This window comes from Pedosphaera parvula Ellin514 (assembly GCF_000172555.1).
GTDB lineage: Bacteria > Verrucomicrobiota > Verrucomicrobiia > Limisphaerales > Pedosphaeraceae > Pedosphaera.
On sequence record NZ_ABOX02000007.1, the window covers coordinates 89,676 to 107,497 of the forward strand.

Genomic DNA, 17,822 nt, shown 5'->3' on the forward strand with positions numbered 1-17,822 from the left:
GCCATGAAATCTGAAATAGCGCATGAAGTTGTCTCGCGAGCAGCTCTAACACGAGTTCAAACGCAGGGAATGTACGATTTGCTAGCTTCGTATTTCGAAGGAGTATCTCCTGAACAATTCGCGTTTGATCTCGCGGAAAAAAACTGGGTCATCTTGCTTATGCGCGGTCCCCGTCTCGTCGGTTTCTCGACCTTGCTGGTGTATGAGACCACGTTTGAGCAGGAACCGCTCAGTGTGGTTTATTCAGGGGATACGATTGTAGCCCCCGAAGCTTGGGGAAGCATGGCCCTGCCCCGCATCTGGATCGCATCAATAAATCAACTTCGAAAAGTGTTTCCGCGAGGACGTTATTACTGGTTACTCCTCACTTCCGGCTTTCGCACCTACCGATTTCTTCCAGTGTTCTGGCGGGAATTTTACCCACGTTTTGATTATCCGACGCCGAGAAATCCAAAAGCCCTCCTTGACCACCTCGCCCGCGAACGGTTTGGCACACAATATGATTCTCAACTGGGCATCGTTCGGTTTGCCCATCCGCAACAACTGCGGGGCGAAATGAATCAAATACCCAAAGCCAGAATGACAGATCCACATGTCGTATTCTTCTCGCATCGCAATACCGGCTACGGGCGTGGAGATGAATTGGTGTGCCTGACTGAACTTGCTTCAGCAAATCTAACCGCAGCAGGGCACCGCATGGTTGATTCGAAACTTTTGTGCATCCCATAGCCACAATAGCAAATTCAATCTGGAGCGTTACCAATATTCCGTCATATTGGCGGTTTCGCGAGGCGCTCTACCATCCGGGAGCAGTGCAGCAAAAACGTTTAAATTTTTATCTGCGCCGAAGTATGCACACAGCTTTCGGCAAAGCTCATGGTTTCCAGGATATACAGAGTTATACCGACTTTGCGGAGAAGGTGCCGCTCACGGACTATGATGCGCTGCTTCCGTGGATTGACCGCATCCGCCAGGGCGAACAATGCGTACTGACGAACGAACCAGTTACTCACCTTGTACCCACCAGCGGAACCACGGGTGCGCGGAAGCTCATTCCATTCACGAAAGGATTACAACGCGAATTTAATGCGGCGATCGGCCCCTGGCTCATCGACCTGCAATCCCAGGCTCCAGGACTGCTCGGCGGCCCCGCTTACTGGTCCATAACACCTGCGATCCGTCCCAAACAGGCTGAAACTTCTGTTGTTCCGATCGGTTTTGAAGCCGATACCGCCTATCTTGGCGGAATTAGGAAGAAACTGGTGGATGCCGTGATGGCTGTCGGCTCGTGGGTGCAGCATGCCGATTCAATTGAAGCCTTCCGCTACATTACGCTGCTCGCCTTGCTCCGTTGCCCCGAGTTGCGACTTATTTCCATTTGGCACCCTTCATTTCTTTCATTGTTACTGGATGGTCTTCCGAGCCAGTGGGAAACTTTACTCACCGATCTGGAACAAGGAACCTGTAAATACGCCGAGGCTTTGCCACCAGAAATGCGGCGCGCTTGTTTTTCACATCCCCTTCCCAAACATGCGCGAGACTTACGCCGCACGAATCCACTATGCCCCAGGGAAATCTGGCCAAAGCTGTGTGTAATCAGTTGCTGGGCCAACGGAGCATCTGAATTAGCCGCAAAGGAACTCGGAAAACGTTTCCCAGGCTTGCTGTTGCAGCCGAAAGGCTTGATTGCTTCGGAAGCTTTCGTCACGCTACCTTTCGGCTCGTACCAACCATTGGCAATCCACTCTCATTTCTTTGAGTTCATCGATGCAGATGGCCGAATCCTTCTCGTGGACACTTTAAAGGAGGGGGAAACTTACGAGGTTGTCGTGACAACGGCGGGAGGACTTTGGCGCTATCGCCTGGGAGATCGCGTGCAGGTTTCTGGATTCGTCGGAAAAACTCCATCGCTACGTTTCCTCGGTCGGTCAGGAAATATCTCAGATCGCTTTGGAGAAAAACTTTCAGAAGCTTTCGTCGCACAGGCTATTCATGAATGCTTTGATGAGCACACATTACCACGATTTGTCCTGCTTGCTCCAGAGGAGGACGCTCATGGCTGCCGATATACGATTTACGTGGAAGGTGTAATCCAAACCAACCAGGTAGAAAAACTCGAGCATCTGTTGCGCCAAAATCCTCATTATGCTTACTGCCGTGACTTGGGGCAACTTCTGTCCCTTCGTGCATTCATTATTAACAAAAACGGATACGAGCTTTATGTCGAGCGACTGGCAGCGCCCGGTGCGCGGCTGGGCGATATTAAACCCGTGATCCTCAGTTCTCTATCGGGCTGGCAGAACGTCTTTCCTGGAGCACACATCGAGGCTCTCTCCAATGTGGACGCATCAAAATAATGTGAGATGAATTCCAACAACAAATGATGAACATTGGAATATCTTCCGTTGGACTGGCCAGTGCACAGGGCAGCGTGGCGGATATTTTGCAATCGGCTTCGCTCAACAAGGCCAGCAATTTGCCCTGGGAGTCAGGTCCATGGACCACTTGCCGACTCTGCCGTCCTGCTCGCGACATCGATGCCTCGCTCTCGGGCAAAGCGCGTTGGCAAAGACTTGCCAGGCTCGCTCTGCGGGATTGTCTCAACGGGAACTCGGTGGTATCTGGAACTCCTCTCATTGTGGCGTCAAGCAATGGTGCAGCCGATAAACTTGAAGACACAATCTGGAATAATTCTTTTGTAACAAACGGTCTGTTCCAGGATACGCCATGGGAAGGTCAGCGCTTGCCGATGATCAGTGGCTCCTGCGCCTCGGGATTACAAGCACTGTGCATAGCCAGCCGTTTACTTGAAAGTGGCCACGAGCAGGTGTTCGTACTTGCGACAGATATTCTGTCACGGGCAAATCATGAAAATTTTGAAGCATTGCGCGTACTTCACTCGCAACCAACACCCTGGCAATCCACCAATGCCGGTTTCATTCCAGGTGAAGCCGCGGTGGCTTTGCAGCTTACAAAATATTCGGGTAACACGGCCCTGCTCTCTGGTCCTGCACTTGGCCAGGAGGAAGGTTTATCCAGCACTCTCGGAGCAGTCTCTACCCCCACGCCAGAATTGATAATCGGCCAGGGAAGTGGTCCGGCACTAACCGACAATTTTGAATTGAATGAGGTTAAATGCCACGTGAATATGCAGGTGCCTTTAACCACCCCCCTCTTGCATTTTGGGCATACCAACGGTGCCTCGGGATTGCTCTCGATCGCCCTTGCAGCATTAATGCATAAAACCTCAACCAGGCTTCCGGTACTCTCCATGGAACATCCGACTGCCAGCGATGGAAGATCGCTCGCAAATCACGCCGCCTCGCGCGACACCATGGTTATCTGCCGTGCTTTGAGTGGTGCTTGTGCCGCAGCGCGAGTTGGAGGCGCAGCTCTGACCACGACAGCCAACAACCCGAATGGGAAGAACTGGGCAACCTTGAGCACAAGAACGCCTCTGATAAATCCAATCCTGCGACAGATTGCTGAGAAAGCAGCGCAGCATCGCCCTCTGCAGCCCCCAGACCTTCTTTTGGTGAGACTGGAAAGGCCCATTCTCCCACTGAAAACGGCACAGATTGGAGGCAGACTTCTTCCAAGTGCCATCCTTGAAATTACACCGGGATTTATTCCCCAACTAATCGCGCGCTGCTGGGGATTCCTGGGAGCTGCGATCTGTGTTGTTGGTGACGAAGACACCGAGACGGCTGCAAATGAAATGATACAGGCTTGTCGCGCTTCAGGTCTCATGGTTTGCTTGGTGGAAATTCGTGGGAGCGGAGAAAAACGTCATGTCCATTGGAATATCTGAAAATAGATTTAAAGGTTTACTGACCGGGAAAAGGATTTTGGTCACCGGCGGTTCCGGTGGAATTGGCAAAGGTATTTGTGAAGTCCTTGCCCGCGAAGGGGCTCAGGTGGCGTTCACATGGAATGGTAATTCCACAAACGCGGCGGCGACTGAGTCGCTGATCCTTCAACAAGGAAACGAATGCCTGAGCTTGCAGGAGGATTTGCGTGAAGGTGCGGCTGCAGAACGTGTCGTTAAAGCAGTCGAAGACAAATGGGGTGGGATCGATGGCCTTGTGAATAATGCTGCTGTCAGCGAAGCAATCCCCTTCGTGCTCATCGAGGATACAGATATCGCTGACCTGATGGAGTTAAATTTCTTTGCGACATTTCGCCTGTGCAAAGCCGCCCTCCGCAGAATGATCCGCCAAAAGAACGGCCGCATCGTCAACATCAGTTCAATCGCGGGCACCAGGACGATTCCAGGTCCGGTTCATTATGCCGCGAGTAAAGGAGCCCTTGAAGGATTGACCCGTAGTCTCGCACACGAGGTAGGCCCTTACGGCGTGTTGGTGAATGCGGTGGCAGCTGGAATCTTTGAAGGCGGACTTCGCTCCACGATCCCTGAGCACCATCAGAAGCGTTACGTGGATGCGTGTTCGCTCTCCCGCATCGGACAACCAACCGAGTGCGGTGAACTGGTCGCCTGGCTGCTTTCGGACCGTAATACTTACATGAATGGCAACGTCCTCTTTCTTGAGGGAGGCACGCTCGCGTAATGCTTTCCAAAACAGATCATAAACAAACATGAATTTCTCCCTGCCACCTCTCACGAAGCAAGATCGCGACGCCTCATTCCTTTCTTACACGCGCTCGATCTGCCCGGAGTGCAAACGCAATATTGATGCTCACATCGTCTTGCGTGGTGATAAAATCCTCATGCAAAAGCGATGTCCGCAACATGGTTTCTTCGAAGTCGAAACCTCCAGCGACGCCGATTACTACATCAATTCACTCACTTACACAAAACCAGGAACCATGCCGTTGCAATTCGCCACAAAGGTGGAACATGGTTGTCCTTCCGATTGCGGGCTCTGCCAGGATCACCAGCAGCATACCTGTTCGCCCATCATCGAGATCAATGACGTGTGCGACCTCACCTGCCCGGTTTGCATCGTGCGCAACCAACAGCGCTATGCAATGACCTTCGATGAATTTAAGGCTGCCGTGGACGCCATCGTTGCCGCCGAAGGTGAGTTGCCTATCTTACTGCTCTCCGGCGGAGAACCCACCTTGCACAAACAGTTCTTCGAATTTTGCGACTATGTTCTACGGGGACCGCATGCCGGAAAGATCAAGCGTCTATTGATCTCCACTCATGGCCGCAAGCTCGCCAACAATCGTGAATTCGCGGAGCGTTTCAAGGCTGGCGGCATGTACGCTTCGCTGCAATTTGATTCGTTGAAGACGGGCGTATATCCAAAGATCCGTGGCGTTGAACTTTTCGACATGAAGATGAAATGCATCGAGGTCATCAAGGAACTGGATATTCTGACCGTATTAGTGCCTACGATTTCGAAGGGAGACAATAGTGATGAACTCGGTGCTTTGCTGGAGTTCGGCCTGGCAATGAATCAGGTTTCAAGCATAGTCATCCAACCGATGGCGCATACGGGTAATGGTGGTGATTTCTATCACAAGAATCCCGCAGGTCATCGGCTCACCATGCCCGAAGTACATCAACTCATTGAAGAACAAACCGGCTGGTTCAAGCGCAAATACTTTCATCCAGTCCCCTGCTCGCACCCAAGCTGTTACACCGCCACCTATCTTTTTCGCATGAATGATGGGCGGTTCGTGCCGCTCCCTGAATTCGTCAACATCCGTCAATACCTGGATGCCATGGCCAACCGCACCGTCCTGCGCACTGATAGTGCTTTGGAAAAAATGCTGTTCGATTCCATTACCAATCTCTGGTCCACGAGCAAGGTCGGTGATGAATCGCAGATCATTCTCGACTCATTGAAAAGCTTCCTGAAGGAAACTTTCAATTCCCGCAATCCCCTCGCCCACGATCAGATCGAAAGAATTGCTGAAGCGAGGTGCAAGGCCATCTTCATCCATGCGTTTATGGATGCGTGGGACCTCGACGTGACGCGTTTGAAGAAATGTTGCACCAGCTATGTCCTGCCCGATGGCAGGATCATGCCCGGTTGCTCTTACAACAATCTTTACCGGCACAAGGACAAGCGTTTCTTTCCGCTTGCCTCGCCGGTTGTGCCGGAGCCAATCCGCGTCAACGGTAATTCCATCTCAACGCCGGATAAAAGTTAAGGAAGCTGATCCTTGAACACATCAGATTTAACGAACGAATTGAGGGAATTAATCCTCCGCTCGGCGCCGGATCCAAACCAAGCTGCTGCTGTTGAATCCTGCGGCGCAGATGAGCCTTTGGATACATTGATTCCTTTCTCCTCCGTTATCGTTCTGGGACTCATCATCGCCGTCGAGGATCGTTATGAGGTCAAAGTGACCCGCAAAGCCTTCGTGGATGCGCTTGCCGGTGGAGCAACACTGAACAAACTAGCCACGATGGTCAGAGAACTTAAAGCAACATCGGATGAAAATTGATATCATCCATCCAGCTCATTACCGCGACGATGGCACAGTGGTTCAAGCCAAGGGCTGGATCGACCGTCTGGGTGCTTACCTTCCTCATTTGGGTCCGCCGTTGTTGGCCGCATTGACCCCAGACCGTCATGAAGTCCGACTGACGGAGGAATATCTCGAGGACATAGATTTTGAAAGCGATGCGGATGTGGTGGCCCTTTCCGGTCAGATCATGCAGTTTGATCGCTGCAAGGATATCTCTGCAAAATTCCGCGCTCGTGGAAAAAAGACCGTGCTCGGTGGATATCTTCCTTCAATGCTGCCGGATCGAGTGGAAGGGTTTTTCGATGCCATTGTCCTGGGAGAAGGCGACGAAATCTGGCCGGAAATCTTGAATGACATCGAACAGGGAAAACTGAAGAAACGCTATCAATCCACTCGATCGGTCGATATCAGCAACCTGCCAATCCCCCGCTATGACTTGATCAAGAAAGATCGTTTGGTGGTTTATCCGGTTCAAGCCACGCGCGGCTGCCCGTTTACCTGTAACTACTGCTCCATTGCCGCCGTGCATCAGGGGGCGCATCGTAAACGTCCCGTCGAGCAGATCCTCCGTGACATCGACGCCACCGGTAGCCGCAACATCAACATCTGCGACGATAACCTATGTGAAGACATCCGCTTTGCTGACCGACTTTTCACTGCCATGGCCGGAAGCCCAGTCCGCTGGGGAACGCAAACCACCATCAATGTCGCCCGGCATCCCGGATTGCTGCAAAAAGCACGGGCGTCTGGCTGCACCCTCATGGCGCTCGGCGTGGAAACATTTTCCGTAAAGAACCTCGAGGACGTAAACAAGACCTTTCACGCCGTCGACAAATATGCCGAAGGATTCCGCCGCATCATGGATGCCGGCATCAGCCCTCATGCGCTTATCATTTTCGGACTGCCAGACGATAAGCCCGATACTTTTAAGAAAACGGTCGATTACCTGGAAAATCTTAAAGTGCCGGTTGCTCAAATTTTTATTCTCACCCCTTATCCCGGCACGCCGATGGGAGATCGGATTCATCGAACGGGAAATGTTTTTGATCAGGAACTCAGTCATCTTCGCGAGCCCTACGTGGTCTTTAAACCCGACGTGCTGACACCAGACCAGCTCAAGGAAGGCTGGTGGGGCGCCTTGGAACAATTCTATTCCCTCCGTTCCATCTTCAAGCGCATCATCATGCGTCGGACTCCAAATAATCTTTTGGTCAATCTTGCTACAAATCTTTACTACTGGTCAAAAGTAAAACGTGGCATTCATCCAGTCTACTTCGGGTTCTAAACCGTGCTCTCGAAACCTCTCAATATATCCAGGCAATAGGATGTGCTATCTCGTCGCCTCAACAATAGTTGAAAGCATCGCCCCAGTGCAGGAAAGCGATCCGGAGCTTTGGCGTCAGATTCGTCGATATAATCTGCCAGTCCAGTTGGCTTTGACTGCCGCTCATGAAACCGCGAAGACCGCTGAAAATCCAGCGAGCGCTGCCTTGTTCTCGTTGGCTCCATGCCAATCTGGCTCCCTGGATTTGCATCGCTGGACGCGCCTCGCGGCAACTGCCGGGCAGGACGGGCATATCGGCCATCTCCGGGTCAATCCAACCCACACCCTCCATGCCGTAGATAATCTGGCTCTATCCGCTTTCGCCATCATGCATCGCAATCATGAACACTGCCTTGGATTGGGCGGTGCTGCAGGCCAGGCCTGGTGCGGACTGGAAGCCTTGCACGAGCGCCTCAGGGATGGAAACGAAACCGAAGCATTTTTGATCGCCGGAGATCAGGCAGATGACCAGGGCACAACCGGCTCGGGTATTGCCCTGCTCTTCTCCAAAAGTCCAAAACCTTATGTTCCACTCGGACGTTTGGTAAAGCTGGTCGCGGTGCAACGGGTTCGCCTGGACACACCAGCCGCACTGGAACCCCATGCTGCGGCAGGCCTGATTTCTCTTGTTGCTGTTATTGGCAACCACAAAACCGGCCGGCTCTCCTACACCGTTCCTTCGAATCACGGCAACGGCATGGACTTGATAACTGTCGAGATGGAGTTCTCACGATCATGATTGCGAACCGCGTTTTCATCACCGGCACAGGCGCTATCTCTGCATTGGGAACGAGCACCGACGCGTTGTGGAACGGGCTTCTCTCGAGTCGCAGCGGTGTGCGAAGTCTTCCTCGATTTGTTGTCGCCGGGCTGCCCATGACAACCGGCGGTGAAGTGGATGCAGCGTCCCATGATCAGATTAACCGTGATGAAGTCATCGCGGGCCTTGTTATCGATGAGGCTCTCTCAGTTGCCGGTTTGCAATCTGATTCAGTCGGATTCGTATGGGCAACCGGCCTGGATACCTTTCAAATCGGCTCGGAGGGGCTCGCTCTTCGTTCTGCAGGAGCTTGTTTCAATGCTCTTGCCCGGAGGTTCTGCGCACCTCGACGCATGATTGCTACCGCATGTGCGTCGGGCACCCAGGCCATTGGTGAAGCATTCCAAATTTTACGACGCGGACACTGCGACGCCATTGTCGCTGGCGGCTCAAGCGTCATGCTCACCCCGTTCTATTTGATTGGCTTCGCTGGTCTGCAGGCAATCGCTGTGGATCAACCAGGAGAAGATCCGGTTACTGCCTGTCGCCCTTTCGACAAGCGGCGCCGAGGATTTGCTCTGGGAGATGGAGCAGGAGCGCTGGTTCTGGAGACTCTCGCTTCAGCCCGAAAACGCGGCGCGACTTTGCTGGCTGAAATCACCGGATTCGGCACCAGCCAGGACGCCTTTGATTTGAACCGCCCTCCTGAAAATGGTGCCGGGGCTGAACTCAGCATGCGACGCGCCCTGGAGGATGCCTGTCTTCGCCCTGCCGACATCGGAGCCATCAATGCGCATGGCACCGGAACCTTTGCCGGCGATCTTGCCGAAGCTGCTGCCTTGCGAAGTCTCTTTGGCAATAACCGTGTCCCGGTTTCCAGCGTTAAGGGAGCCATCGGTCATACCATGGCCGCGGCCGGTGCGTTGGAGGCCATTGTGGCACTTAAGACTTGCACCACGGGCATCATTCCTCCCACGGTTAATCTAACTGAACCGGGCGAAGGCTGCGAACTTCACCATGTGATCGGCAAACCCATCAGTGCCGCAGCCCAAACTGTTTTGTCGGTTTCCTTTGGGATGGGCGGGCAGAATGCAGCGCTTATACTTGCGAATGTATCGAGTTGAATGGATATGAAAGACCAAAACATTTTGGATGTCGTTTCGGCATCGGTTCGCACCACACTCGGCCTCAGAGATAACGAACCGGTCCGACCTGACCAACTGCTCTTTTATGACTTTGCCTTCACCTCCATGGACATGCTCGATTTGATGTTCCGGATGGAGGAACATTTCAAAATCATGATTCCTGAAGAAACCTTATATGGATTGGCAAAAGGTGATCTCGCAGAAAATGAGTTTGCCAATGAAGGAGTGCTGACAACAACGGGCCGGGAACGTTTGATGAGTCTTTTGCACGATTCGCCTCGGGAGATTTTTCCAGAGCGCATCCATGTGAAAACTTTTCCCCGATATTGCACCGTCGGGGCCATGGTCCGACTGGTGGAACATCAAATTACAATCAAAGAACAAGTCAGATGTTCGAGTTGATTCAATCCATCTCCGTCCAAGCTGAAGCAGGCAGAGCCTCCGGCAAGGCGTCCGTGCCTGCCGATCATCCGTTGTTGGCCGATCATTTTCCCGGCATGCCGATCCTGCCGGGTTCATTTCTCGTGGAGTTGGCTTCGCAGATTGCCGGCCCGCTGGCAGAAGAGGTGGTCAAGCTTCATCATGGCTTTGATCGTTGGGCCATTCCCGGAATGATTCGGAATCTAAAATTCCTCGGTCCGTCCAGCTTGCCTTCCCAACTTTCAATTTCCGTAGCAGTCCTCCGCCATGAGGCCTCGAATGTCCTGCTTGATGTTACGGCGGAACAAAATTCCGAGCTGATTCTGCGGGGCGAATTGGTCATGATGATGATTGAAACTTCTTCAGCCTGGGACGAAGCAATCACGGCACGCAACAATCGCTTGGCGAAATGGAAAGCTGCCTCATGACCGGCACAAAACCAATCCAACATCCCCTTTCACCTGCAGATGCCTTTTTTGTGGCCTATCAGCAAGGCTCGGGAATCCTCATGCAACTCGGCTTTGAACTGGAACTTGAGGGCGCGATAAGACGAACGGACCTGGAAGGCATGCTTCTACATCTGGTTGGCCGCTGGCCACAATTAGGACAGAAAGTTCGCCATCAAGGTCTGGGACTTGTCTGGGATGGCGCTTGTCATGTGGAAGAAATGTTGAATGTGGCATCGGATGAGGCGCTGCTGAAAGAATGGCGCAATCTGCCGTTGGACCCATTTTGTGAACCGCCCTTTCAACTTCTATGGTTCGCTAACAGCCAAACACATCGACTGGTGGTGCGCGCCCACCATGCCGTGATGGATGGTGAAGCAATGTTGACAGTATATTTGGAAATGATGAGATTTTTGTCTCGTTCAGTGGGGGGACAGTCCTTGCTTCCCCCAGTGGCAGTACTACCTGCAAAACCGATGAGCGCGGTCGAGTTACTCGCTCCGCTTTGTTCTTCAGAAGCGTGGGATCACCTCCGACGCATGTCCAGGCAAGCAAAAGCTAATGTCTCAGCTCGCCTTGCCGTACGCAGCTACGCTCCCGGACCGACTGCCACCTGCGAGCGGTTGTTGGAGGGAGAGGGTCTCAAAATGCTGTCAGAGTTGGCTGCGATCAACCGAACCCAACCACTCTGGCTCTGCGCCGCAGCCTGGATGCGATCGCTCAATGGTTGGAATCGAGCCTCCAACAAAGGATCCAATCCAATCATTTCTTTGGAGTTTCCAGTGAGCTTGCGCCGCCACAAGGCTTCCCGTGAACTTCTCGGAAATCTGGTTTCCCCGTTGATTCTGTCTGGCGATGCGACCCAATGCGTGGGCACGCTTGCCAACGCGCTTAAGCGGCAGTTCATCGGCGCGATTCGTCAACGTCAGCATCTGGCGTTGCCGCAGCTTATGTGTCCGTTGCGCTTTTTGCCTTGGACATTGTTTCGTCGCCTGGTCATGACACCCCTCGCCACCGGCGCGGCCACCAGCCACTTTACATGGCACGAAAATGAAAACGATCGCTCCTCCAATGTATCGGAATGGTCCCATGGCCGCCTGCAAATCACAAATCGTCGTATCTACACACCGGTCTGCCTGCATATGGGAACCGCCCTCGTAGTGGTATCCACAAATAATTCGCTGCTATTCTCCATCACGTATCGGCTGAGCGCACTTTCTGCTGAAGATGCCGACAAACTCGCCGACTTGCTACAGGCCGAACTCATGCGCTCACCCATGGCACTGACACACCAGGATGCAAACTAAGCGTCAGTCGCATGTCATCATCATTGGCGCCGGCCCGGCGGGGCTCGGAGTTGCCGCTTGTCTCGCCCGGAAGGATATCCCATTTACACTGCTGGAACGCGGTCCCGCCATCCTCACTGGACTCCGACAGGTAGATCCGGCGATGACTCTTCTCTCCCCTGCCCGACTTTCCCGCTTGCCTGGTATGGAATTGGAAAAGGGAACTCCAACCTATCTAAGATTCAGTGATCTGCTGAGTGAACTGCAATGCTACGTCCAGCAAAACAATCTTTCAGTTCGCACAGATTCCGAGGTCGTTTCAATCCGGCATGGTTCCGAAGGTTTTTCGGTGCAACTCAGAAGCTCGGCCGGCATCACCGAAAGCATCCTTGGTAGCCATGTTATTAACGCCACGGGAATCATCAGTGCCCCACAACTCCCTGAAAACTTTAATCCCGCAGAATGTTCCTTTCGCTGGCTGCACAGTTTGGAAACCCGCATCTCGCATCTCAAATCTTCCCGTCGTCTCCTCGTCGTTGGCGGGGGTCCATCAGCGGCTGAGGTGCTGAACAACTGGCTCGAAGTAAGACGTGATGAAGATCGCACCTGGCTTTCCTTGCGCTCCCCACTGGTTGCCCTGCCGCACCGGGTCTTTGGCATCGATGTGCATTACTTCGGCTGGCTGCCGGAACACTTTCCAACCCGGTTTCTTGGAAATCGATCCATTACGGTTCGGGAACCAATGCTTGGCCGTGAGATTCCGCGCGCCATCAACCGCGGCCGGATCAGCCGTGTAGCAGCCGTTCTACGCTATGAGGGCAGCGGAGTAATCATGAAAGATGCCACTCAATTAGAACCCGACCTGGTGGTATTTGCCACCGGCTTTAGTTACTCATCCAGCCACTTGGGCGACCTCGTTGATTACAATGCATTGGGACAACCCATTGCGCGCGCTTGTGAAAGCACCCGCACGCGACGCCTTTACCTTTTGGGGCTTCCCCGTGGAAGAACTTTTGCCTCGCACTATCTGCGTGGGACCGCACGCGATTCTGAATACGTGGCCAAACGCATCATGAAGGATCAACCATGAAAACGGCTCAGGTAATCGGCTTTGGGGGAGTGGACCGAATTCAAATCATTGATGTGCCCGCTCCCAAGCCGGGCATAGGTGAGGTGCTGATCCGTATCAAAGCATGTGGTCTCAATGGTTCCGACATTTTGCAGCGTGAAGGAATTTATCCTGGCGGACCGAAGCCCCCCTTCTTTCCGGGATCAGAGGCGGCTGGCATCGTGGAGATGCATGGCAGCGGCGTAAATGGGCCACCAATTGGAACAGCAGTCACCTTTCTGACCAGCGGTGGAGCGCACGCCGAGTTCGCAACGGTCAAAGCTGATAGCTGCATTCCATTGCCGGAAACGTTGACCTTCGTCGAAGGGGCTGCGTTTCCTGTTCACTATCTGACAGCCTATCATGCGCTCACTACCGTGGCTCATGCCAAACCGGGAGAAACTGTTGTAATCCACGCTGCTGCGGGTGGCTTGGGTACGGCAGCTGTCCAGATCGCCCGGATATTAGGGCTCAAAATCCTCGCCACTGCCTCCACTCCTGAAAAACGCAGACGTGTAGTCGAACTCGGTGCCGACTTAGCGGTCGATTACTCAGACTTCGAATCCGCATGCCGCGATCTGACAGGCGGGAACGGCCCGGCACTTATCCTCGACTCCATTGGTGGTGATATCTTTCGCCGCAGTCTCGCACTCCTGCCTCCGCTTGGCCGTTTAGTGGTGATGAGTATTTCCAGCAATGAAACACCAAAAATTGACGCGGCATCATTATTGTTCCGCTCCAAGTCGGTCTCCGGTATTCACCTGAGTGCATTGCTGACTCAACGCGAGTTAATCCGCAGATCGTTGGAAGAACTGATGAATTGGATTGGCGCAGGAAAAATAAGGATTCAAGTTGGACACACCCTGCCATTGGCTTCTCTCCGTGAAGCCCACACGCTTCTGGCCAGCCGCAAAAGCTATGGGAAAATTGTTCTAACGACCTGAGGCATGGAGCATCTTGGTTGACAAAAGACGGCGAGAACCAGGAGCCGAAGCTCGAAGGCTCCAACTTAGCACTGTTCCAATCAAGTTTGGCGAAAATCCAAGGGCGTTTTGTCGTGGGAAGTCCTGGGCGGTTGCTCGATGTGTTTCAGTTGAGAAATTCAGAAAGTTGAGAAACGGAATATCTTCTCGCGCAAAGTGAAATTTCGCCCCCTTCCAGTTCACCTGGTTGGGATAGCTGATATGTTCGGCGGAAAGATTCATTACACCCCGCTCTTTCTGGATCATTTCTGGCCGCATCCTTCACGTTATCGAATTAGGCAAGGTAACAGTCTGCGTAGTTGATAAACTGAGGTGTGCGCTTCAGCACAGGAAGATCATTTCGAGTTCTGCCCATCTGTAATGTCTTTGGTGCCTCCTGAGCTTGGGACATCGTCTCAACCTTCACCAAGGCACCCAGCGAGTTCTTTTGATTACGTCCTGATCCTCAACGTTGAGACGGGCGATAAAATGCCATTGCGTTCCCAGAGACGACGAATTGCCTGCTTGCGCCCATCCAAAACCTTCTTATACTTATACCGCGAATGAGACTTGCGAACATGAGCAGCGGCTTAAATGTTACTATTGGTTGTATTGGCTTGCATACCATAGCATTGTCGCAATTAGTGTCGCAAAGCCAAGTTGGGTTTGAAAAATCTGCTAAACCCCAATGAATTAACGGTTGCCGGTGTGGCGAAATGGCAGACGCACAGGACTTAAAATCCTGGGACCTTAAACAGTCGTGTCGGTTCGAGTCCGACCACCGGCACCACCTTCATTACAACCAATAGAATCAAAGGTTTTGTCACTTTTCCACCTGTAAAATATACCAAATTGTATGTAGAAAGTGGATAAACGCACTATTGTTCATCCCCGTTCAAACAGGCACACTTTCGCAAATGAGTAAGCAACCCAATGCCCCCGACCACTGGTTTAGGGATAAAGTTCTGCTTGTCCTGCTACTCCCTGCAATTTCCTCACTGATCACAACGTGCATTCCTGGTGGATGGAAATGGGTAAGTGGGAAAATTGTTAGACCCCAACATCAAGCCCGGCATCTACTGGTGGGAAGCGATGGCGAACATAAGCAAGGCATTCGGTAAAATTGTGCGCGAGATTAGCCCTGAGCGGGGTTGATTTCCTGAATGGCCAGTTCCAGAAATGGGGCCGGTCTTTTTGATTGCCAACATAAGATAGGATGACACCATTTGGTTATGATAAAGATTCTAGTACACTTTCCAACCAAATCAGTTGAGCTAGCACCAGGAGAATATTCCGTTCCAGCGTTACCAAGAAAGGGCGACTCCTTAAAATTGCAAAAAGGCTCCTATTCTGTGGCTGAAGTTTCTTTTCATGAAGATGCTGTTAATTTGTGTTCGGTCCATGTTTACGTGGAAAAAATCCAATAGGTATTGATTACAGCCGCTTTGATTTTGGGCGAGGCGGGAAGATGGTCAAATCCTCCCACCCTCTAAAGGCGGGTTAATTGCTTCCATCGTAAATCCAGCGCAACGCAGAGCCTTTGTAATGAAACCGTAAAACGATTGGACCGCTGCCCGTTATTGTCACATCTGCGCCAGTGCGGGTAAGTATCCGGTTAGCTGGCGTCAGCTCGGCTCCAGAGGCATTAGCCACGGTCACGTCGTAGCCCAATGCGCTTTCAATCATTAAAACCCTGCCAGCGCAGTTCCAGCTTCATGCCATTGTCCTGTAGCTGAGCGCGCATCCAGCCGTTGGGTTTTCCCGCAGCGAAAACTTGGGCGGTCGGAGGGAGGTTCACCAGCGGCACCGCTGACGCTGCGCCAAAGTTGGGGAATCGAAACACTTCTCCTGTAATGGTCCTGGCCCATACGGCCCCGGTGTTGTCCAACGCGAAGGTCGAACTAAGATTCTGCCACGCTTGATTGGTGGCCAGCTTGGCGACTGGCGTGCCTCCACCCGAAGCCACCCTTTCCGGCAGATATCGTGTGCGGAACTCACCCTCGAACAACCGGGAAATCAACCCGGATTCACTGGCAATCCAGAGACCACCTCGACGATCCGTCAGCAACCCCACACGCTGGAATCATGCAGTGGATTACCGCCTCCCGTCTCAATCCTCTTGAAACTTTCGCCGTCAAACCGGGCCAGACCTTTGCGCGTTCCCACCCACAAATAGCCGTCGGGAGTTTGCGCCGGTGAGGTGACTGTGCTATCCGGCAAGCCATTCTCGACGTACCAGTTTCGCACCTGAAAATCCTGCGCTGCAACGCCAAGCTGCATCGCTAATACCACCGCCGCGATTCGGCCAAAGATTGTCACCGCCGGACAGCTCGAACCGACAACAGGCAGCGCCGAATTACCAAAGCAAAAAGTCCGTATTGAAAGAGCCAAACTACAGCAGATTCTTGCAACAACAGACCAAGCATTCATGTTCAGCCTTACAATGTATGAACTCCATTCCTTGTCACAAGTCAAAACGGTTTTATCCAAGGTGCATCCGCCAGCCACATCCAGACGCAAGAGGGAACCTCCATTACACGAGAAAATGTTAAACCGTTTCGGCCCCTCAGAATCCCTCGATGCTAACTGCCTTTGCACGATGGATTTGGGAGCAGTCACGAAGAAAAGAGACCCAGTCTGAACACCATGGTGGCAAAGCCGTAATTCGAGCTTTAAGGAAGACTTGCGTTTTTTTCCGCCTCGTGTGTCCTATCCGCGTGCAGAAAGCAATTCGTCGGTCGGAATACACTGAATTGGCGGCGCTCTTCGGCCTGCAATTCATGGCCTTGGGCATTTGGGTCGTGCCGTTAAGTGCGGTGCTTTATGCACACCAACTTCAAGACATTCGCCCTTATGCCTTTGCAACTTCTGCTGTGGCCGCCTTCGTTTCGCCTCTGATTTTTGGCGCCATGGCCGATCACCACGCCTCGCCTGTGAAAGTTTTGCGTTGGTTATCTGTCGCCAGCGCCGCCGCCATGCTGATCGTTGCCTGGAGCATTCAGAACGGTTGGCCAGGGGGATTAGTCTTGCTGTTGATTCAACTCTACGCGCTTTGTTCCGCACCTACGGCCAGCATCAGCACAGCCATTATTTTCTCCCGGCTGGGAAACTCCCGTAGCGAATATGGGCCAGTCCGGGCGGGAGCTACCTTTGGCTGGATGTGCGGCTGCTGGTTGATCAGCGCATTGCATGCCGATGCCTCCACTCTCGCCCAATACATCGGGGCAGCAGTTTGGCTGACGATGGCGGCGTTCACTCTCCTCTTGCCGAGCGTGAACCCACCCATGCCCACACATCGGTTGAGCTGGAAGCAGCGCCTGGGCTGGGACGCGCTCACGCTTCTCAGAAATCCCGATCATCGCGTGGTATTTATCACAGCTGCTTTGTACAGCATTCCTTTGGCGGCCTTTTATGCCTTCACGCCGCCACACCTGCAGCAACTCGGCTTTCACCGTCTTTCCGCCTGGATGACCTTGGGCCAGATCATGGAAATTCTTACCTTGCTAGCCTTGGGTCGTGTCTTGCTGCGCTGGCGATTGAAATGGATTTTCCTCACGGCACTGGGGTTTGGTGTGGTGCGTTTCGCTCTCTGTGCGTTGAATAACCGGGCGGGGCTGTTAGCGGGCATCCTCCTGCATGGACTTTGCTACGCCCTGTATTTCATTACCGCACAAATCTACCTCGACGAGCGGGTGGAAGTCGCATGGCGTGCACGCGCGCAAGCGCTCATGTCCTTGATGACAAGTGGCGTGGGTAACTTGATTGGCTATCTGGGAACTGGCTGGTGGCTTAATGCCTGCACGCAATCCAATGGTGTGCAGTGGACGCTCTTTTGGGGCGGTCTGTCGACAGCGGTGGGTGGAGTAATGATTTACTTCCTGAGCGCGTATCGCGGAAAAAGGGCTGGCGGTGAGACACAATAGGTTA

Annotated in this window: 18 protein-coding genes and 1 tRNA gene; 16 read left to right on the top strand and 3 right to left on the bottom strand. The window is 52.9% G+C overall.

All coding sequences use genetic code 11. The features are described from left to right. Positions 1–3: 3 nt before the first annotated feature. The 15 genes from CFLAV_RS07415 (at position 4) to CFLAV_RS07490 (ending at position 14,685) form a co-directional block, all read left to right on the top strand. Positions 4–729 carry a hypothetical protein gene (locus CFLAV_RS07415; protein WP_040547494.1) on the top strand — a complete coding sequence of 242 codons (726 nt, stop codon included), beginning with the start codon at positions 4–6 and terminating at the stop codon, positions 727–729. After that, entirely contained in the window at positions 717–2,357 is a 1,641-nt protein-coding gene (locus CFLAV_RS07420) for a GH3 auxin-responsive promoter family protein (protein WP_050785653.1), read from the top strand. The genes CFLAV_RS07415 and CFLAV_RS07420 overlap by 13 nt, the downstream gene beginning before the upstream one ends. A 23-nt stretch (positions 2,358–2,380) precedes the next feature. Beyond that, positions 2,381–3,811, top strand: a complete 1,431-nt coding sequence (locus CFLAV_RS07425) for a hypothetical protein (RefSeq protein ID WP_007414046.1) — start codon at positions 2,381–2,383, stop codon at positions 3,809–3,811. Then, positions 3,792–4,568 (top strand): SDR family NAD(P)-dependent oxidoreductase, encoded by a 777-nt coding sequence (locus CFLAV_RS07430; protein WP_007414047.1) that lies wholly within the window; start codon positions 3,792–3,794, stop codon positions 4,566–4,568. Before CFLAV_RS07425 ends, CFLAV_RS07430 begins: the two co-directional genes overlap by 20 nt. A gap of 28 nt (positions 4,569–4,596) precedes the next feature. Next, positions 4,597–6,123, top strand: coding sequence for a radical SAM protein (locus tag CFLAV_RS07435; RefSeq protein WP_007414048.1), 1,527 nt, complete (start codon positions 4,597–4,599; stop codon positions 6,121–6,123). Positions 6,124–6,135: 12 nt separating this feature from the next. Further along, positions 6,136–6,420: a hypothetical protein gene (locus tag CFLAV_RS07440; RefSeq protein WP_007414049.1), complete on the top strand. Its 285-nt coding sequence runs from the start codon at positions 6,136–6,138 to the stop codon at positions 6,418–6,420. Beyond that, entirely contained in the window at positions 6,410–7,729 is a 1,320-nt protein-coding gene (locus CFLAV_RS07445) for a B12-binding domain-containing radical SAM protein (protein WP_007414050.1), read from the top strand. The genes CFLAV_RS07440 and CFLAV_RS07445 overlap by 11 nt, the downstream gene beginning before the upstream one ends. A 40-nt stretch (positions 7,730–7,769) precedes the next feature. Next, the gene (locus tag CFLAV_RS07450) at positions 7,770–8,507 is read left to right on the top strand and encodes a hypothetical protein (RefSeq protein WP_007414051.1); all 738 of its coding nucleotides are present in this window, start codon (positions 7,770–7,772) and stop codon (positions 8,505–8,507) included. Next, on the top strand, positions 8,504–9,652 hold the full coding sequence (locus tag CFLAV_RS07455; RefSeq protein WP_007414052.1) for a beta-ketoacyl-[acyl-carrier-protein] synthase family protein: 1,149 nt from the start codon (positions 8,504–8,506) through the stop codon (positions 9,650–9,652). Before CFLAV_RS07450 ends, CFLAV_RS07455 begins: the two co-directional genes overlap by 4 nt. Before the next feature lie 6 nt (positions 9,653–9,658). Then, positions 9,659–10,075 carry an acyl carrier protein gene (locus CFLAV_RS07460; RefSeq protein WP_160164515.1) on the top strand — a complete coding sequence of 139 codons (417 nt, stop codon included), beginning with the start codon at positions 9,659–9,661 and terminating at the stop codon, positions 10,073–10,075. Continuing rightward, positions 10,063–10,521, top strand: coding sequence for an ApeI family dehydratase (locus CFLAV_RS07465; protein WP_007414054.1), 459 nt, complete (start codon positions 10,063–10,065; stop codon positions 10,519–10,521). Before CFLAV_RS07460 ends, CFLAV_RS07465 begins: the two co-directional genes overlap by 13 nt. Further along, entirely contained in the window at positions 10,503–11,846 is a 1,344-nt protein-coding gene (locus tag CFLAV_RS07470) for a non-ribosomal peptide synthetase (protein WP_237712375.1), read from the top strand. Before CFLAV_RS07465 ends, CFLAV_RS07470 begins: the two co-directional genes overlap by 19 nt. Next, positions 11,836–12,915: an NAD(P)-binding domain-containing protein gene (locus CFLAV_RS07475; RefSeq protein ID WP_007414056.1), complete on the top strand. Its 1,080-nt coding sequence runs from the start codon at positions 11,836–11,838 to the stop codon at positions 12,913–12,915. The genes CFLAV_RS07470 and CFLAV_RS07475 overlap by 11 nt, the downstream gene beginning before the upstream one ends. Beyond that, positions 12,912–13,877, top strand: coding sequence for a quinone oxidoreductase family protein (locus CFLAV_RS07480; RefSeq protein ID WP_007414057.1), 966 nt, complete (start codon positions 12,912–12,914; stop codon positions 13,875–13,877). Before CFLAV_RS07475 ends, CFLAV_RS07480 begins: the two co-directional genes overlap by 4 nt. 720 nt (positions 13,878–14,597) lie before the next feature. Next, positions 14,598–14,685, top strand: a tRNA-Leu gene (locus CFLAV_RS07490). A gap of 710 nt (positions 14,686–15,395) precedes the next feature. On the opposite strand, the gene CFLAV_RS07495 is transcribed toward CFLAV_RS07490, so the two are convergent. Genes CFLAV_RS07495 through CFLAV_RS33975 form a run of 3 tightly spaced genes read right to left on the bottom strand, consistent with a single transcriptional unit; the run spans position 15,396 to position 16,286 of the window. Continuing rightward, entirely contained in the window at positions 15,396–15,581 is a 186-nt protein-coding gene (locus CFLAV_RS07495; protein ID WP_007414059.1) for a hypothetical protein, read from the bottom strand. Beyond that, positions 15,574–15,969: a hypothetical protein gene (locus CFLAV_RS07500; protein WP_007414060.1), complete on the bottom strand. Its 396-nt coding sequence runs from the start codon at positions 15,967–15,969 to the stop codon at positions 15,574–15,576. The genes CFLAV_RS07495 and CFLAV_RS07500 overlap by 8 nt, the downstream gene beginning before the upstream one ends. Beyond that, a complete protein-coding gene (locus tag CFLAV_RS33975; RefSeq protein ID WP_083808803.1) occupies positions 15,957–16,286 on the bottom strand; it encodes a hypothetical protein in 330 nt (109 codons plus the stop codon). Before CFLAV_RS33975 ends, CFLAV_RS07500 begins: the two co-directional genes overlap by 13 nt. 326 nt (positions 16,287–16,612) lie before the next feature. Here CFLAV_RS33975 and CFLAV_RS07510 point away from each other — a divergent pair, with 326 nt between their 5' ends. Next, positions 16,613–17,818 (top strand): MFS transporter, encoded by a 1,206-nt coding sequence (locus tag CFLAV_RS07510; RefSeq protein ID WP_040547439.1) that lies wholly within the window; start codon positions 16,613–16,615, stop codon positions 17,816–17,818. Positions 17,819–17,822 lie beyond the last annotated feature (4 nt).

Bases quoted from the DNA above. Each gene is read 5' to 3' on its own strand.
- CFLAV_RS07415 (WP_040547494.1), top strand. From the start codon at position 4: ATGAAATCTGAAATAGCGCATGAAGTTGTCTCGCGAGCAGCTCTAACA.
- CFLAV_RS07425 (WP_007414046.1), top strand. From the start codon at position 2,381: ATGATGAACATTGGAATATCTTCCGTTGGACTGGCCAGTGCACAGGGC.
- CFLAV_RS07430 (WP_007414047.1), top strand. From the start codon at position 3,792: ATGTCCATTGGAATATCTGAAAATAGATTTAAAGGTTTACTGACCGGG.
- CFLAV_RS07435 (WP_007414048.1), top strand. From the start codon at position 4,597: ATGAATTTCTCCCTGCCACCTCTCACGAAGCAAGATCGCGACGCCTCA.
- CFLAV_RS07445 (WP_007414050.1), top strand. From the start codon at position 6,410: ATGAAAATTGATATCATCCATCCAGCTCATTACCGCGACGATGGCACA.
- CFLAV_RS07450 (WP_007414051.1), top strand. From the start codon at position 7,770: ATGTGCTATCTCGTCGCCTCAACAATAGTTGAAAGCATCGCCCCAGTG.
- CFLAV_RS07455 (WP_007414052.1), top strand. From the start codon at position 8,504: ATGATTGCGAACCGCGTTTTCATCACCGGCACAGGCGCTATCTCTGCA.
- CFLAV_RS07460 (WP_160164515.1), top strand. From the start codon at position 9,659: ATGAAAGACCAAAACATTTTGGATGTCGTTTCGGCATCGGTTCGCACC.
- CFLAV_RS07465 (WP_007414054.1), top strand. From the start codon at position 10,063: ATGTTCGAGTTGATTCAATCCATCTCCGTCCAAGCTGAAGCAGGCAGA.
- CFLAV_RS07470 (WP_237712375.1), top strand. From the start codon at position 10,503: ATGGAAAGCTGCCTCATGACCGGCACAAAACCAATCCAACATCCCCTT.
- CFLAV_RS07475 (WP_007414056.1), top strand. From the start codon at position 11,836: ATGCAAACTAAGCGTCAGTCGCATGTCATCATCATTGGCGCCGGCCCG.
- CFLAV_RS07480 (WP_007414057.1), top strand. From the start codon at position 12,912: ATGAAAACGGCTCAGGTAATCGGCTTTGGGGGAGTGGACCGAATTCAA.
- CFLAV_RS07495 (WP_007414059.1), bottom strand. From the start codon at position 15,581: ATGATTGAAAGCGCATTGGGCTACGACGTGACCGTGGCTAATGCCTCT.